This window comes from Pseudarthrobacter sp. NIBRBAC000502771 (genome assembly GCF_006517215.1).
Classification (GTDB): domain Bacteria; phylum Actinomycetota; class Actinomycetes; order Actinomycetales; family Micrococcaceae; genus Arthrobacter; species Arthrobacter niigatensis.
This window is the reverse complement of the sequence record NZ_CP041187.1, coordinates 4,204,243-4,219,810: the sequence shown is the minus strand read 5'-3', so window position 1 is coordinate 4,219,810 and position 15,568 is coordinate 4,204,243. Positions and strand designations below refer to the sequence as shown.

General features: G+C 67.5%; 14 protein-coding genes. 9 read left to right on the top strand and 5 right to left on the bottom strand.

Annotation, left to right across the window (positions count from 1 at the left end):
• Position 1: 1 nt before the first annotated feature.
• Both purE and NIBR502771_RS19530 read right to left on the bottom strand, forming a co-directional pair.
• Entirely contained in the window at positions 2 to 586 is a 585-nt protein-coding gene (gene purE / locus NIBR502771_RS19535; RefSeq protein ID WP_141161164.1) for a 5-(carboxyamino)imidazole ribonucleotide mutase, read from the bottom strand.
• Entirely contained in the window at positions 583 to 1,731 is a 1,149-nt protein-coding gene (locus NIBR502771_RS19530; RefSeq protein ID WP_246839924.1) for a 5-(carboxyamino)imidazole ribonucleotide synthase, read from the bottom strand. The genes purE and NIBR502771_RS19530 overlap by 4 nt, the downstream gene beginning before the upstream one ends.
• Before the next feature lie 222 nt (positions 1,732 to 1,953).
• Here NIBR502771_RS19530 and NIBR502771_RS19525 point away from each other — a divergent pair, with 222 nt between their 5' ends.
• Positions 1,954 to 2,514 carry a GtrA family protein gene (locus tag NIBR502771_RS19525; protein ID WP_141161162.1) on the top strand — a complete coding sequence of 187 codons (561 nt, stop codon included), beginning with the start codon at positions 1,954 to 1,956 and terminating at the stop codon, positions 2,512 to 2,514.
• A gap of 16 nt (positions 2,515 to 2,530) precedes the next feature.
• Here the strand turns inward: NIBR502771_RS19525 and NIBR502771_RS19520 are convergent, their stop codons facing one another.
• On the bottom strand, positions 2,531 to 3,232 hold the full coding sequence (locus NIBR502771_RS19520) for a TIGR03089 family protein (RefSeq protein WP_141161161.1): 702 nt from the start codon (positions 3,230 to 3,232) through the stop codon (positions 2,531 to 2,533).
• A 388-nt stretch (positions 3,233 to 3,620) separates the two neighbouring features.
• Between NIBR502771_RS19520 and NIBR502771_RS19515 the strand changes: the two genes are divergently transcribed.
• From NIBR502771_RS19515 to NIBR502771_RS19505, 3 genes are read left to right on the top strand one after another with little or no spacing between them, the layout of a single operon-like run.
• Positions 3,621 to 4,151 (top strand): WhiB family transcriptional regulator, encoded by a 531-nt coding sequence (locus NIBR502771_RS19515; RefSeq protein ID WP_141161160.1) that lies wholly within the window; start codon positions 3,621 to 3,623, stop codon positions 4,149 to 4,151.
• Positions 4,152 to 4,180: 29 nt separating this feature from the next.
• On the top strand, positions 4,181 to 7,552 hold the full coding sequence (locus tag NIBR502771_RS19510) for a glycosyltransferase (RefSeq protein ID WP_141161159.1): 3,372 nt from the start codon (positions 4,181 to 4,183) through the stop codon (positions 7,550 to 7,552).
• Positions 7,545 to 9,374, top strand: a complete 1,830-nt coding sequence (locus tag NIBR502771_RS19505) for a DUF5719 family protein (RefSeq protein ID WP_246839744.1) — start codon at positions 7,545 to 7,547, stop codon at positions 9,372 to 9,374. Before NIBR502771_RS19510 ends, NIBR502771_RS19505 begins: the two co-directional genes overlap by 8 nt.
• 39 nt (positions 9,375 to 9,413) lie before the next feature.
• Here the strand turns inward: NIBR502771_RS19505 and NIBR502771_RS19500 are convergent, their stop codons facing one another.
• Positions 9,414 to 9,926, bottom strand: coding sequence for a metallopeptidase family protein (locus NIBR502771_RS19500; protein ID WP_141161158.1), 513 nt, complete (start codon positions 9,924 to 9,926; stop codon positions 9,414 to 9,416).
• Positions 9,927 to 10,043: 117 nt separating this feature from the next.
• Here NIBR502771_RS19500 and NIBR502771_RS19495 point away from each other — a divergent pair, with 117 nt between their 5' ends.
• From NIBR502771_RS19495 to NIBR502771_RS19480, 4 genes are all read left to right on the top strand, one after another.
• Positions 10,044 to 10,430, top strand: a complete 387-nt coding sequence (locus NIBR502771_RS19495; protein WP_141161157.1) for a DUF3499 domain-containing protein — start codon at positions 10,044 to 10,046, stop codon at positions 10,428 to 10,430.
• Between the two features lie 80 nt (positions 10,431 to 10,510).
• Entirely contained in the window at positions 10,511 to 10,738 is a 228-nt protein-coding gene (locus NIBR502771_RS19490; protein ID WP_141161156.1) for a Trm112 family protein, read from the top strand.
• Positions 10,739 to 10,813: 75 nt separating this feature from the next.
• A complete protein-coding gene (gene ahcY / locus NIBR502771_RS19485) occupies positions 10,814 to 12,280 on the top strand; it encodes an adenosylhomocysteinase (RefSeq protein WP_141161155.1) in 1,467 nt (488 codons plus the stop codon).
• Between the two features lie 64 nt (positions 12,281 to 12,344).
• A complete protein-coding gene (locus tag NIBR502771_RS19480) occupies positions 12,345 to 13,583 on the top strand; it encodes an Ig-like domain-containing protein (protein WP_141161154.1) in 1,239 nt (412 codons plus the stop codon).
• 1 nt (position 13,584) lies between these two features.
• On the opposite strand, the gene NIBR502771_RS19475 is transcribed toward NIBR502771_RS19480, so the two are convergent.
• Positions 13,585 to 14,385 (bottom strand): RDD family protein, encoded by an 801-nt coding sequence (locus NIBR502771_RS19475; protein WP_141161153.1) that lies wholly within the window; start codon positions 14,383 to 14,385, stop codon positions 13,585 to 13,587.
• An 87-nt stretch (positions 14,386 to 14,472) separates the two neighbouring features.
• On the opposite strand from NIBR502771_RS19475, the gene NIBR502771_RS19470 reads away from it, so the two are divergent.
• Entirely contained in the window at positions 14,473 to 15,465 is a 993-nt protein-coding gene (locus NIBR502771_RS19470) for a stage II sporulation protein M (protein WP_210411262.1), read from the top strand.
• The last annotated feature ends 103 nt before the right edge of the window (positions 15,466 to 15,568 follow it).

Here is a 15,568-nt window from a genome sequence, read left to right as displayed (position 1 = left end):
CCTAACGGCTGCCCCGGAGGGGGCTGGACCCGCCGGGGAAGACTTCGCTGACCTTTTGGCGAAGGTTCGCACCCTTTCGGGTCGCCACTGCGTTCAGGTCGGCGGCGAAGTCGATCAGGTCCGCCCGCAGCGAGTCGGCGAGTTCATCGGTGCCGGAGGCCAGCATCCGCACAGCCAGGAGCCCGGCGTTCCGGGCTCCGGCGATGGAGACTGTGGCTACCGGGACGCCTGCCGGCATCTGGACGATGGAGAGCAGGGAGTCCATCCCGTCGAGGGTCTTCAGCGGAACGGGGACGCCAATCACGGGCAGTGGCGTGACGCTGGCGAGCATTCCGGGCAGGTGGGCTGCGCCGCCCGCCCCTGCGATGATGACCCGAAGGCCACGCTCGTGCGCCGTCTGGCCGTACCGGATCATCTCGGTGGGCATCCGGTGGGCGGAGACGACGTCCGCCTCGAAGGGAATGCCGAATTCGGCCAGGGCGTCCGCCGCGGCCTCCATGACCGGCCAGTCTGAATCGGAGCCCATGACCAGGCCCACCAGGGGGCCCGCGGCGGTACCAACTGCTGGGGTGGCTTCGGCGCTCATGCGTTCTCCTCGAAAATCGCGGACGGTTCGTCTGTTGTGACCCGCCCGTCGCGGATGATGCCGGCCACGGCCGTGGCGCGGCGGCGGACCGAATCAACCTCTGCCGTGGAACCGCCTGTCAGGTTGACGTGGCCAATCTTGCGTCCCGGCCGCACCGACTTGCCGTAGCAGTGGACCTTGGCCGCGGGTTCGGCGGCCAGTGCCATGGGGTAGGCGGCGTACAGGTCCTGGTTGTCGCCGCCCAGGAAATTCTTCATGACGGTAACGGGAGCCAGGGCATCGGTGGCGCCCAGCGGCAGGTTCAGGACCGCGCGAAGGTGCTGCTCGAACTGGCTGGTGATGGAACCGTCCTGGGTCCAGTGGCCGGTGTTGTGCGGCCGCATGGCCAGTTCATTGATCAGGAAGCCGGCACCTGAACCAGGGGTTTCGAACAGTTCCACGGCGAGCACGCCGGTAACGTCCAGCTCGGCGGCGATGCGCAGTGCCGCATCCTCCGCGGCGGCGGCGACCTCCAGGGGGATCTCGAGCGCGGGCGCAATCACCTCATCGCAGACGCCATCGACCTGGATGGTGTGCACCACGGGCCACGCCCGTGCCTCGCCATCCGGAGTCCGCGCCACGAGCGCGGAGAGTTCGCGGGTAAATTCGACCTTCGCTTCGGCCAGCAGCGGGCTCATGGAGGCAAACCAGTCCGCGGCCTCCGCGGCCTCTTCCGCAGATGCGACGATTCGCACTCCCTTGCCGTCGTAGCCGCCCCTGGGGGTCTTGAGCACCACGGGCCAGCCTGTCCCGTCGCCGAAGCGGACCAAATCATCAACGTCAGCCACCGACGCCCATGCCGGGTTGGGCAGTTCCAGCCGGTCGATGGCGGCACGCATCACCAGCTTGTCCTGGGCGTGGACCAGGGCGTCCGGCCCGGGCTGGACGTTGACCCCCGCGTCCTGCAGGGCGCGGAGGTGGCCGGTCGGTACGTGCTCGTGGTCGAAGGTCATGACGTCCAGGCCTTGGGCGAAGTCCAGGAGCGTCTGCAGGTCCTTGTAGTCGCCCACTGGAGTGGCGGGTACGGCCGACACCGCCGACACGTCCTCGCCCTCGGCGAGGACACGGAGTTCAAAGCCGAGTGCTGTAGCGGCAGGGGCCATCATTCGCGCGAGCTGGCCGCCGCCAACCACGCCTATCACTGGAAAAGTCACATGTGCCAGCCTACCGAAGACGGGCCCAATCCCGCTTTTGCAACCCGGCATGCCACCGCGGTTTCCGCCCCGCAGAGCCCAGGGTGACCAAGTTCTCCCGGGCAGCTCAAAGGTTTGGGGGCTAAAATGGAGCTTTGGCCACGTGGCCCACAGTTCGTCAGGCCATGGAGGGTCATGTTTAGCTCACTTGCAGATCGTATCCGGGGGCTCGCCTCACTTTTTTGGCGCGAGGTGGCCAAGTTCGGGGCGGTGGGCGGTGTGGCGTTCGTCATCGACAACGGCTTGACCTACTACCTCATGCACGGCCCCATGTCGGACAGCGAGGCGAAGGCACGTTTTGTCGGCGCCACCGTTGCCACCATCTTCTCGTGGGTGGCCAACCGTTTCTGGACCTTCCGCCACCGCCGCCAGGCCAACGTGCTCCGCGAGTTTGTCATGTTCGTCATCATCAACGGCATAGGCATCGGCATCTCCACCGGTTTTACGGCGTTGGCCAAGTACGGAATGGGAATCGACAACAAGAACCTGCTGTTCCTGGCGGGCGTGGCTGGCATCCTGGTAGCCACGGTTGTCCGTTTCTTTGCCTACCGCTTCCTGGTCTTCAACCAGGAGCTGGACCAGGAGCCGGAGTTCTCCCACGACCACGAGATCATCGAAGCCCATCCGCACCGCGAGTCCGCCCGCGCCGCGGAGCGTCCAGCTTCCACCACCGTGGACGGCGGCCCGCAGGCCTAGCAGGCGTACGTGGAGGTCAGCTGCCGTGGATGCGTTCGTCCGCCCGCAGTTTGTCGGTAAGCGCCACTCCGGGATGGGTCAGCACCACGGAGCCGTCCCGCTGCCAGGCCCCCAGCGCACTGGACAAAGCTGATTCGAGCCCGCGGTCCGCGGGGACATGCACCCTGGCACCCTCCTCGTGTGGAACGGCAAAGCCGGTCAACAGCTCCCGGTGGGGGACAGTACGCCCTTCGCTGGTGCGGACGGCGCATCCTTCCGGATCCGGGTCGGTGTGCGCCATGAACACGTCCCCGTGGGAACGCACCTCGGCAGCATAGTCAAGGCAGCCGGCGGGAAGCTCCCCGGGCCACCGCATGGCCAGTGCCGGGAGTGCAACGGCAATGACGGCGGCGTCCTCTCCCGTGGCCCCGGAAGGGTCGTCCGTGGCGAGGAAGTCCGCCGGACCGCCGTCGAGGACTGTTTCCAGGCCAAGCTGCCAGGACGCCAGCGCCCACACGATCGCTTTCCAGTGCGCCGGAAGGGCGAGGCGCAGCCGCATGCCGGGTTCGGCGTCCAGCTCATCCTGCAGAAGGTTGCTGGTCTTTGCCACCCAGTTGTCCAGGACCCGTCCCGAGAGCTCCACCCGCTCTGCATCGGGTCCGTACCAGGTGAGCCGTGGTGACGTTGAGTTGCCTGAGCGCAGGGTGCCCATTAGGTCAATTGCGGGGGTTGTCGTCATGGGTTCATCCTGCCACTCCGCAATGACAGGATCATCCGGCGATGGCTTCGGTTGCATGCCGCGGAAGCGTGAGTGATGTTAATCACTACAGGTGCTAAGTTTGCTTGCTATTTTGCCGGAGGCCGGGTATTTTCCCCGCCAGCACTGCGTTTTGACGGGTTTTTGTACACCTTCGGCCGGTTGCGGCCCGCGCCACGCCCGGGCCGGCAAGAATCCCGGGCGTGGCGTGCGCAAACTTCTGAACAAGGACTGTCTATTATCCCGGCAACGGCTTGACTAGCCCTAGTTACACACGTGTAATTAGGTAACTAAAGCAATTGCGTAAATACCGGCACACAACCGAGTGTCCACGTATCCAGGCAATGGCTGAAACATCAGGAGGGTCGCCGTGGGGCAAGCAGAGCGTATCCAGGAAGATGCCGTCGTGGCCGGCCAGGCAACGGCAAAGTACCGTGCGCGGGGGGTGCCCAGCGACTGGTACGTGGATCCCGCAGATCCTGATGCTGCGGAGAGGTACACCAGGAATTCCACCAGTGTCCTCGAGGACCAGGCCACCGCGTTCCTCGCGGCGCATGAAGCCCTGTTGGACGGGGGCGCCGAGCCGGAGGAGGATCTGGATCCGCCCATGGAGTTGGCCGCCGGGACTGTCCAGCCGGTATGGATTGGACTGCCGCTGCAGCAGGACTTCGATGACGAAGGCGAGCTCGGCTGGCAGACTGACGCCTTGTGCGCCCAGACCGACCCGGAAGCATTCTTTCCCGAAAAGGGCGGCTCAACGCGCGACGCCAAGAAGGTTTGCGGCGCCTGCAACGTAAGGTCCCAGTGCCTCGAATACGCGCTGGCCAATGACGAACGGTTTGGCATTTGGGGAGGCCTTTCCGAGCGCGAGCGCCGGCGGCTTAGGAAGCGAGCAATCTAATTCTTCAGGATGTCCATGTCACTGCCGTTGTGGTTGCCCACAACGGCAGTGCCTATCTGCCCAGAACCCTTTCGGCACTGGCCGCCCAAACGCGCCTGGTTGACCGCGCTGTCGGCGTTGACGCTGGCTCCGGCGACGATTCCTACAGCCTCCTCAGCCGGGCCTTGGGGGAGGCCGCCGTTGTCAGCCATTCGCGGGGCAAGGGCGGCATGGGTTCCGCTGTCTCCGCAGCGCTGGCAGCGCTCGTGCCCTTCGATGGAGATGCCGGTTCCGGCCGGACGGAGTGGATCTGGCTCCTGCACGACGACGCGGCGCCGGCGCCGGAAGCCCTCGCGGAACTCCTGGGCGCCGTGGAGCGGGCCCCATCTGTTACGGTCGCGGGCTGCAAGCAGCTGGACTGGCATTCGCCGCGGAAATTGATGGATGTGGGTCTTTCCACCAGCCGCTGGGCCGAGAGGCTTACCCTCATCGACGCGGACGAGATGGACCAGGGCCAGTACGACGGCCGCACGGACACGTTCGCGGTGAATTCCGCCGGCATGCTGGTGCGGCGGGATGTCTGGGAAGAGTTGGGCGGCTTCGACCCCGCACTGCCGGGCAGCGGAGACGACGTCGACTTCTGCTGGCGGAACCGACTTGCCGGCCACCGCGTAGTAGTGGTTCCTGCGGCCCGGATGTTCCACGTGGCGCACCGGCCCCATGCCCTGGGGAACCCGTCAGCCGCCCGAAAAGCGCAGGTCCACCTCCGCCTGAAGCACAGCCCGCTCTGGATGGTGCCCGTCCACGGCATCGGCGCGTTGCTCGGCAGCCTCTTCAAGCTGCTCCTGAGCATCGTCGTCAAAGATCCCGGACATGGCATTTCCCAGCTCCTCGCCACCTGCGCGGCGCTGGGCAGGCCCCGGGCCGTGGCCAAGGCCCGCAGGGCGGCCAAACGCACGCGGCGCATCCGCCGGTCGGTCATCCGCAAGCTCCAGACGCCCCGCCGGGAGGTGTGGAGCCACCGCCGGTCATTGATGGAGGCGCTGGGATCGGACGGGTCAGGCGCGGACCACCTTGTCCAGGACCCGCTCGCACACCAGCCCACCGGCGACGCCGCGGACGACTTCGCGGCCCTGGCCACCAGCAAGCGCGGCTGGGTGGGCAATGGCGCCCTGGCCGCCGTCATCATCGCGTCAGTGGCCTCGCTGCTGGCGCTGGCAGGACTGTTCCGTGCCGCCGCCGTCTCCGGCGGTGCCCTGATCCCGGTCTCCGCAGGCCTCGGGGATATCTGGCACAACGCCTCCAGCTGGTGGATCAGCCTCGGAGCGGGCCTTCCCGGCCGCGGCGATCCCTTTGACTACGTCCTCTGGATTATCGGCCTCGCGGGCGGAGGCGATGCCAACGCTGCCATGGCCTGGCTGCTCCTGCTCGGTGCCCCGCTGTCCGGACTCACCGCGTGGTTCGCCGCTGGCGGAGTCACCGAACGCCGGCGGCTCCGTTTCGCAGCCGCCCTCTTCTGGGCTGCGGCGCCGGCACTCCAGGCCGCGCTGAACCAGGGCCGGGCAGGTGCCCTGATTGCCCACATCATGCTGCCGCTGGTGGTCCTGGGCCTGCTGCGGGCCACGGGTTCGGCCATTGGCCACGGACGGTTCGGCGCCACTACGGCGCCCGGCTACCCGGCCGGTGAGCAACTCCCGGCGAAGGCGGGCATCAACGGTGTGCCGTCGTGGACGGCCGCTGCTGCTGCGGGCCTGGCGCTGGCGGTCACCACCGCCTCGGCGCCCTCCCTTCTTCTTCCCGCGACCCTGGTCATCGTGCTGTGCGGCGTCCTGCTGGGACGGCGCGGACGGACCGTGTGGTGGGCCCTGCTGCCCAGCGCGGCCCTGTTCGTCCCGTTCGCGCTGTCCACCCTCGACAGGCCACGCGCGCTCCTGGCAGACCCGGGCCTCCCGCTGGGATTCGAGGCAGCGCCTCTGTGGCAGCAGTTCATGGGCCAACCCCTGTCGTTCAACCCCGCCGGTGGCCTCCATGGACTGTCGGCCTTCGCGGGCGGCCCGGTGCCATGGGCCCTGCTGCTCGCCGTGCTCATTGCCGGGCCGGTGCTGGTCCTTGCCGTCGTGGGAATCTTCAGCGCAGGACGCCGGGCGCGGACTGCCAGGTGGTTCTGGACCGCGGCGATCATCGCCCTGGCCAGCGGCTGGTTCGCGGGCCACGTTGCCACGGGACTGAACTCGGATGTCATCGTGGCGCCGTTCCCCGGACCTGCCGTGTCCGCTGCTTCCTTTGCCCTCCTTGCAGCGGCACTGCTCGGTTGGGAGCAGCTCCTGGCCGCTGCGGACCGGACCTCCGGTGCCGGGGCGGGAACCAGGACTGCGGCCCGCGCCGGCCTGGCCGTTGCCCTGGTGCTGGTGCTGGCTGGCCCGCTGGCAGGGATGGCCGCCTGGTCCGCGCAGAACCTGCTGCGTCCGGCCACCCCGGCAGCTGCCGCACCGGCAGCGCAGGGCCCTGCAGCCGGCACAACCCCTACCGCTTCGGCGGACGGGGGAGCGCTGGGCATTCCGCGGCTCGTGGAGGCTGCCACCGGCCGCTCCCTTCCCGCCACCGCTGTTGACCGCGGTACCGGACCCGAGCAAACGCGGACCCTCCTCCTCGGCACCGGTGACGACGGGACCTTCAACGCCTCGCTCATGCGCGGGGCAGGCACCACGCTGGACAGCCTCTCGGCCATCGCCTCCGCCAGGAACATCATTGGCGGACCCGGTTCCGAAGAAATACGCGACGACGACGACGTCACCGCAGCCGTCCGCCGCGTTGTGGCCACCATGGTGGCCGGGCAGGGCGTGGACCCCCGTTCCGACCTCGAACAACTCGGCGTCGGCTTCGTGGTCCTGCGCTCCGCCGACACCGCAGCCCAGCTGACCGCAAGCCGCATGGACGCAGTCCCGGGCCTGGTGGCCGTGGGACAGACTGACGTCGGTTGGCTGTGGCGCATCAGCCCCCTGAACCAGCGCGGCACCCAGGCCGCTGATGTGGCCCACCGGGTCCGTATTGTCGACGCAGGCGGTACGGCCACGGCATTGGTGGCATCAAATGCTGAAGGCGTCGATACCGCCGTGTCCGCCGGGCCGGAGGGCCGGCTGGTGGTCCTCGCCGAGCGTGCCGATCCCGGTTGGACAGCCTGGCTCGACGGCCGGAAACTGACCTCCACCACCTCAGGCTGGTCACAGGCCTTCACCCTGCCTGCGTCCGCCGGCCAACTGACGGTCCGCTACGAGAACCCTTGGTCCCTTTGGGCTGCAGCCGGTCAAATCACGGTGATCGGGCTGACCGTCATCCTGGCAATCCCCATGCCGGCCCGGCGGCCACGGACCGGCCTCTCACGGGACGAGGGCTCCCTGCGTAAGGAACACCAACATGCATGAGCACACCCCACCTGCCGGCAAGGCCAATGCCAACGCCGACGCCGGAATCCGGGACACCGGAATCCCGCACACCGGCACGCCAGGGACCGGGACACCGGAGACCGGGACGCCGGACGCTGCTGGGCAGCCCCTGGCCGGCGGGCAGGCGGCGGCAACAGAAGAGCCCGGTCTTGGCGGCAAACCCAGCGCGGGCGTGCACAGAACCGGGAAGGGGCCGAGAGGCCCCGGCCGCGGCGCTACGCGGCTGCCGGGCGGGAAAGGCCGGGCGGCCTCGATCGCCGGGGTGGCCGCAGGCGTGCTGATCCTCGCCGGCGCCGGGGCCGTGGTCACGGCTGGATCGCTGGTGGCGGAACCTGCATCCAGCCGCACAGTGCCAGCAGCCAAAGCAGCCGTCCCTGCGGGGGCCAGCCTCGGCGTATGCCCCGGCCCTGCGCGGTTGCTGGAAGGCACGGACGCGGGGACGGACGCCCAGTTCCGGCCGGAGTCGGCCACGGCCGCAACCAGGGTCAGCGCCGCAGTGCTCAGCGCCGGCGGCGTGCTGCCTGGCAGCCGGCTGGCGCACCTGGACGGAACGGCCGCCGTCGAAATTGCCAAGGATCCGGGGCCAGCCCCGACTGCCGCAGCCCCGCAGGAACTCCTCGCCGGAGTGGTGGCAGACCGGACTGTGGACCAGGTGAACGTCGTGAGTGCCAACGCCGTCGCGAACCAGAACGCGTCGGCCGCCGGGGCCATGAAATATACAGCCACAGACGGTGACCTGCAGAGCAGTGCTGCCGCAACCTGCGGGCAACCTTCGAATGACCAGTGGCTTGCTGGTGCCAGTACCACGGTGGGCCGCACCTCCGTGCTCGCCCTGACCAACGCCTCCAGCACACCAGCTACCGTGAGCCTCGAATTGTTCGGGGGCCGCGGCCAGATCCAGGCGCCCGGCAGCCGTGGCCTGCTGGTTGCCCCCGGCACCACCCGCAGCGTGGTCCTCGCCGGGCTCGCCCCCAACGAGTCCCAGCTCAGCGTCCACGTCCGCAGCGCCGGTGGACCGGTCGCAGCCTCCATCCAACAGAGCTTCCTGCGCGGACTCACTCCCGGCGGCGTGGACTACATCAGCCCGGGGACTGCCCCAGGGGTACGCCAGGTGATGACGGGAGTGGATATCCAGGACCCTGCCGGGCTGGCTTCCCTGACGGCACAGCCCGGCTACCGGGATGCAGGCCCCGCCCTGGAACTGACGGTGCCCGGCGCTTCTGACGCCGTGGTGGAGATCAAGCTGTACGGACGCGACGGCCAGCACGCGCTTCCGTCCGGCGGCGTCATCACCGCAAAGGCCGGTTCAACAACTGAGGTTTCCCTGGCAGGGGTACCCGCCGGCCAGTACACGGTTGCTGCCTCTTCCGACGTCTCCTTCCTTGCCGCCGCCCGGATGACCCGCGGCCTCCAGGCCGGTCAGCCCTCGGATGTGGCCTGGGCAGCATCAGCCGTTCGGCTGGGCAGCCAGCACGTGGTCCCGGTTCCCAAGGGCGGCCAACGCCAGCTGGTGTTCGGCGTCCTGGACTCCAGGGCCACTATCACGTATTCGCCCATCACAGCCGATGGAAAGGTACGCGCCGCGGCCACTGCGGACATCGCCGGGGGAACCACAGCCTCCATCAGCATTCCCGACCAGGCCGGCGGGGCCGACGTCGTTGGCTACGTGGTGTCGGCGTCCGGGGATGCCGCCTACGGTTCGGTGCTCGTGGGGCAGGAAGGCCGCAACGACGTTTCCTCCCTGGCCTTCCTGGCCGCTGCAGCCGGGCAGGAAACCGTCCCGGTCAGCCTGGGCTACTAGTAAAGGCGACTCAGGCAGCCCGCCGTGCGGGCCGGCTCCTCAGTAGCGGCGGCGGTAAACCGGGTCCAAAGTTTCCGGCGCCACGCCAAGCATCTCCGCCGTGTGTTCCACCACCACGTCGTGGACCAGGTCCTGGAGTTCTTCGACGCTGGAGCACGCCTGCTCCACCACCCGCCGGTACACCGTAATCGTGGGGCCGTCCCCGTCCGCGGCCGGCGTGTAGGAGCCCATGGGCGGGGTGGACGCAGTCGCCGCCAACTGTTCCAGCTCCGGCGGGATTTCGTCCACGCCGAACCGCACGCCGTCCAGCGTCTTGCCCCAGATGTCGTGCAGCCGCTGGGCCGAGTCCAGCACCATGTCGTCAAAGCGGTCGGCGCGGGTCCGGTAGCCGGGATGGGTTGGCAGCATCACCTCGCCGCGGAGGCCGCGCCCGTGGCGGTTCCGGCGCCGCCGGGAGAAGCTCCTGCCACTGGTTTCCGCACCCATCGCCGCGGTGGCATCCGGGTCAGCCAACCGGACCGAAAAACCTGATTCATGGTTCGATGACTGCATACATCGACTGTAAACCCGGGGGAGGATTTACGCGATACATCCGCTGTGCCCCGCGGGCGCGTCGGCCGGAGCGGCAATGCGCGGCTTTTCGCCGGCGAAGGGGTAGTCTGTGATGTCGTGGGAGCTATCCGTCAATGTTCAAGGTCTGCCTGCCGCCAGTCGGCGGTAGCCACCCTGACGTACGTGTATGCCGACTCCACCGCCGTCCTGGGTCCGCTGGCCACCTACGCCGAACCGCACTGCTACGACCTCTGCGAGCAGCACGCTGATTCGTTGACAGTTCCCCGCGGCTGGGAAGTACTGCGGCTGGCCATGCCGTCCACCCCGCAACAACCTGGTCCCGACGACCTGCTGGCCCTTGCCAACGCCGTCCGCGACGCCGCCGCCCTCCCCGCGGAGCCGCAGGCGCCCGCCCAGCGGGCACACCACTCCGCCCTGGAAGCGCCAGCCGGCACCGAAGGCGCACGCCGTGGACACCTGCGGGTCCTTCGGGAACCGTCCTGAACCCCATCTGGCGGTAGGCTGGAACCTGCACATCTTTTCCGCCACCGGCGCGAGCGCGCCCGCCAGGGGAGCATGAACAAATGCCAAAGATCAGTCCCGAGCTGTTGTCCGTCCTGCGTTGCCCCGTGACCGGCTCGCCCCTGGTGCAGGAGGGGGACGAACTGGTGGGCACCGCCGCCGGGGACACGGGCATCAGGAACCGGTACGCCATCGAGGACGGGATCCCTTTGCTGCTGCCTCCGGAGCTGCTGGCGGCAGCCGCCTCCGCAGGTTCGGACCAGCATGATCCCGCTGCGGCAGGGCTCTAGTTCACCTGCCTCCGCACGCACAAACACAGCAGCACGGGGACTGGACCAGGACCCGGACCAAGCAAAGGACCACCCATGACTTTTGACTACAAAGTTGCCGACATCTCCCTGGCCGAAGCCGGCCGGCACCAGATCCGCCTTGCCGAGCACGAGATGCCGGGCCTGATGTCCCTCCGCGAGGAGTTCGGGGCCTCCCAGCCGCTCAAGGGCGCACGGATTGCCGGCTCCCTGCACATGACGGTCCAGACCGCTGTCCTGATCGAGACCCTCACTGCGCTGGGCGCCGAGGTCCGGTGGGCGTCCTGCAACATCTTCTCCACCCAGGACGAAGCCGCCGCAGCCGTGGTGGTGGGCAAGGGCACCGTCGAGGATCCCCAGGGCGTGCCCGTGTTCGCCTGGAAGGGCGAGACCCTTGAGGAATACTGGTGGACCGCCGAACAGATCCTCACCTGGCCGGGCGCCGAGGCCAACCCCGAGCTTGGCCCCAACATGATCCTGGACGACGGCGGCGACGCCACCATGCTGGTGCACAAGGGCGTGGAGTTTGAAGCCGTGGGCACTGTTCCCTCCACAGACCCCGAGGACTCGGAGGAATACGGTATCTTCCTTGACGTTCTGCGCCGCTCCCTGGCTGCAGACCCGCAGAAGTGGACCCGCACCGCCGCCACGATCAGGGGCGTCAGCGAAGAAACCACCACCGGCGTCCACCGCCTCTACCAGCTCGCAGACCAGGGCAAACTGCTCTTCCCCGCCATCAACGTCAACGACTCGGTGACCAAGAGCAAGTTCGACAACAAGTACGGCATCCGCCACTCCCTGCCCGACGGCATCAACCGGGCCACGGACGTGCTCATGGGCGGCAAGGTCGCCGTCGTCTGCGGCTATGGCGACGTCGGAAAGGGCGCCGCCGAGGCTCTTCGCGGCCAGGGCTCGCGCGTGATCGTCACCGAGATCGACCCCATCTGCGCACTGCAGGCAGCCATGGACGGCTACCAGGTGGCCAGGCTGGAGTCGGTCCTGGCGCAGGGCGATATCTTCATCACCACCACCGGCAACAAGGACGTCATCCTCGCCGAGCACATGGCCGGCATGAAGAACAAGGCCATCGTGGGCAACATCGGCCACTTCGACAACGAAATCGACATCGCGGGCCTTGCCCGGATCCCCGGCGTGAAGAAGGTTGAGATCAAGCCGCAGGTCCACGAGTGGGTCTTCGATGAGGGACAGGATGCCGAGCGCTCCATCATCGTCCTCTCCGAAGGCAGGCTGCTCAACCTCGGCAACGCCACCGGCCACCCGTCGTTCGTCATGAGCAACTCGTTCGCCAACCAGACCATTGCCCAGATCGAACTGTGGACCAAGCGGGACCATCACGAGTACGACAACAAGGTCTATGTCCTGCCCAAGGTCCTTGACGAGAAGGTGGCCCGGCTGCACCTTGACGCACTGGGAGTTGAACTCACTGAGCTGAGCAAGGACCAGGCGGAATACATGGACATTGACGTCGCAGGCCCCTACAAGCCCGAGCACTATCGTTACTGAGACGTAAGGGCCCGGGCGCGCAACGTGCCCGGGCCCGTTATTTTCTGCACGTAGGATCGAAAACATGGAGCCTGATGTAAAGCCCCGCCGCCGGGGGACTGCCAAGAAAATCATTGCCGTGGCTGCCGTTTGTATCCTGGCTGCCGTGGGCGGGGTTTTTGCCGCCGTCGCTCCCGGACTCGCAGGCGGGCCCCTTGAATCGGAAGCAGGCTCCGCGCTGCGCACATCCCCGGGCATCGCATCGCCCGTTGTCCCGCCGGTAAAGGTCGACGCCGCACCCGCCGACGGCGCCAAGCAGGTCAACCCCGCCGCGCCGGTTTCCCTGAAGGTGGGCAACGGGACCATTCAGCGCGTCACCCTGGCCAGCATCGCGGGGAAGAGCATCGACGGAAGCATCGACGCCGGCGGGACCTCATGGTCCGCTACCGCGCCTCTGGAATTCAACACCGGGTACAGCTACACCTATGTTGTCAAGGACAGTGCAGGGCGGGAGACCAGCACCACCCAGTCCTTCAACACCGTCTCCAGCTCACATGAGGCGGATGCCGCCATCTACCCCCTGAATGGCATGAAGGTGGGCGTCGGCCAGCCCCTCCAGATCATCTTCAGCGAGCCGGTGACCAACCGCGCCGCCGTGGAAAAGGCCATCAAGATCACCACCACGGCGGGACAGACCGGGGCGTTCCACTGGTACAGCGACACCATGGTCCGGTACCGTCCCGAGAACTTCTGGGCGGCGAACTCCACCGTCACCATGGACATGCAGCTCTTCGGCGTCGACCTTGGAAACGGCCAGATCGCCAACTTCAATAAGAAAGTCAACGTCAATATTGGGGACAAGAAGGTGGCCATCGCGGACGCCACGGCCCACACGTTCACGCTGAGCGTCAACGACCAGCCCGTCAAGACGCTGCCCGTGAGCATGGGGGACAAACGCTTCCCCTCCGCCAAGGGATATGCCGTGCTCATGGAGAAAAACCGCTTTGACCACTTCAGGGCGGCAAGTATCGGCCTGAAGCCGGACGATCCCGCGTACTACGGTGAGGCCGACGTCGAATACACCATCCGCCTGACCCTCAGCGGGGCCTACATCCACCAGGCACTGGAGTCCGCTTATCCGTATATCGGCAACGCGAATGTGTCCCACGGCTGCATCGGGTTCCTTCCGGACGGGGCAGCCTGGGTGTTCGACAATATGGGAACCGGCGACGTCGTCCAGATCATCAACACGGAGGGTGACTACGCGGCGAACACCGACGGATATGGCGACTGGAACATTCCGTGGAGTGAGTACGACAACTGAGTCACTCGGCGAACGGCAACCGTTGCAGCCGCTGTCCCATCTCCGTGTTCCGCCGGCGTGACTGGGACAACCTGGTGAACTCCCTGTTCCGTCGTTCAGCGACGACGGCGGCCAGGTAGTCATCCGGGCCCGTCCCCGGCGGTGGCGGCGGGGCCACATGGGCTGACAGTTCCCCGGCGATCGCCTGCGCCATGCCGGCCCTCGAAAGCGGAGCCATCCGGCCCGCCTGGCGGATGAACTGGGCAGCCCTGCGCGCCGTGGCGTCAGGGATCCGCCCGATGTCCGCCGCGGCCGCCCACGCCTGAAGGTAGGGCGGCACGAAAACCCGGAGGGCCGCTTCTGCATGAACCCTGCTTCGCACGGCGTACGTGCCGGCGAGCAGGTCGCCGAGCCGCTTGGATTTGTCGTTGAAGAGTGCGACGGCGAGGGCAAGCCCCCCGAACGTCAGGTAGATTTCAAGGAATCCGGTGAGGCCCCGGATCACGGCATGCCGGAACCGGATGGCACCGCCGTCCTCACGCACCACCCGCAGACCCGTGGCCAGTTTCCCCAGCGACCGGCCCCGGGTCAGGGTTTCGATTCCCACGGGCACCACCACCAGGCAGAAGACGACGGCGGCCAGGCCAAGGGCGCGCGCGGCCGCGCCGTCCAGGTCCCTGCCGGCGGCGGCCAGGCCAAGCATGATCAGCACGAGCAGGACCACGTGGAAAACGGCGTCGATGGCCAGGCCCAGTGCCCGGGCCGCAAAGCCCGCGGGCCGAAGCTCGAGGACCACGGCCTCGCCGGTGATGATCTGGCTCATACTGCGTCCTTTCCCTCCGCGGCTGATGATGTGGACCATCCGACGGTGCGGACGGTCAAAGTCTAGTGCGGCCGCTAGGCTGTAGCCGTGGACATGGATGCCTTCGCCGCCGTTAATGCGGACAAGTGGGCGCGGCTGCAGGAGCTTGCGGGCAAGCGGAGGCTCACCGGCGCCGAGTCGGACGAGCTGTTGACCTTGTACCAATCAGCGTCCGGCCACCTGTCGCTGGTCCGCTCCATGGCCCCGGAGGGTGGCCTGTCCGCTTCCCTCTCTGCCACCTTGGCGCAGGCGAGGACACGCTTTACCGGGGCGCGGTCCAACGCGATGGCCGACCTCGCCAGGTTCTTTGTGGTGGCGCTGCCCGCCGCGCTGTACCGGCTCACGTGGCTCACCCTGGCGTGCGGAACGGCTTTCGTGCTCATCGCCGCCGCGTACGCGGCCTGGATCGGGACGTCGCCGGACGCCCTCAGGGCCGTGGCGTCCGAGACCGCGGCCGCCCAGTACGTGGACCAGGACTTCATCAACTACTACTCGGAAAACCCGGCAGCGTCCTTTGCCGGCGCAGTGTGGACCAACAACGCGTGGATCAGCGCACAGGCCGTGGCCCTGGGGATCACCGGGGTCTGGGTACCGATGATCCTGTTCGGGAATGCCCAGGGAGTGGGCGTTGCTGCCGGAATCTTCGCCGCCGCTGGTAAGTCCGACATTTTTTTCAGCTACATCCTGCCTCATGGGCTGATGGAGCTGACCGCCGTGTTTGTCGCCTCTGCGGCGGGACTGCGGATCTTTTGGGCCATGGTCTCGCCTGGTCCGCAGACCAGGGGACGGGCGGTGGCCGAAGAAGGCAGGTCGCTGGTAACGGTGGCCCTTGGACTGGTCCTGGTCCTGTTCGTCTCGGGGCTGGTGGAAGGGTTTGTCACCCCCAGCCCGCTCCCTGCCTGGGCCCGGATAGGCATTGGCGCGGCGGTCCTCGGGGCGTACTGGACATACGTCCTGGTGTGGGGCAGGCGCGCTTTCCTCGCGGGGGAACGCGGAGACCTCCGCCGGGAAGATGCCGGGTACACGGAAATCGCTGCCTGAATCGTTGTAATCCAGCCGGGGTGGTTCCTCGCCCAGCGGAAGTTCCGGACGGTAGGCTCGTCAGCAGAATGAATCGCGTCGGCGGAATGGAACCGGCGCGGAA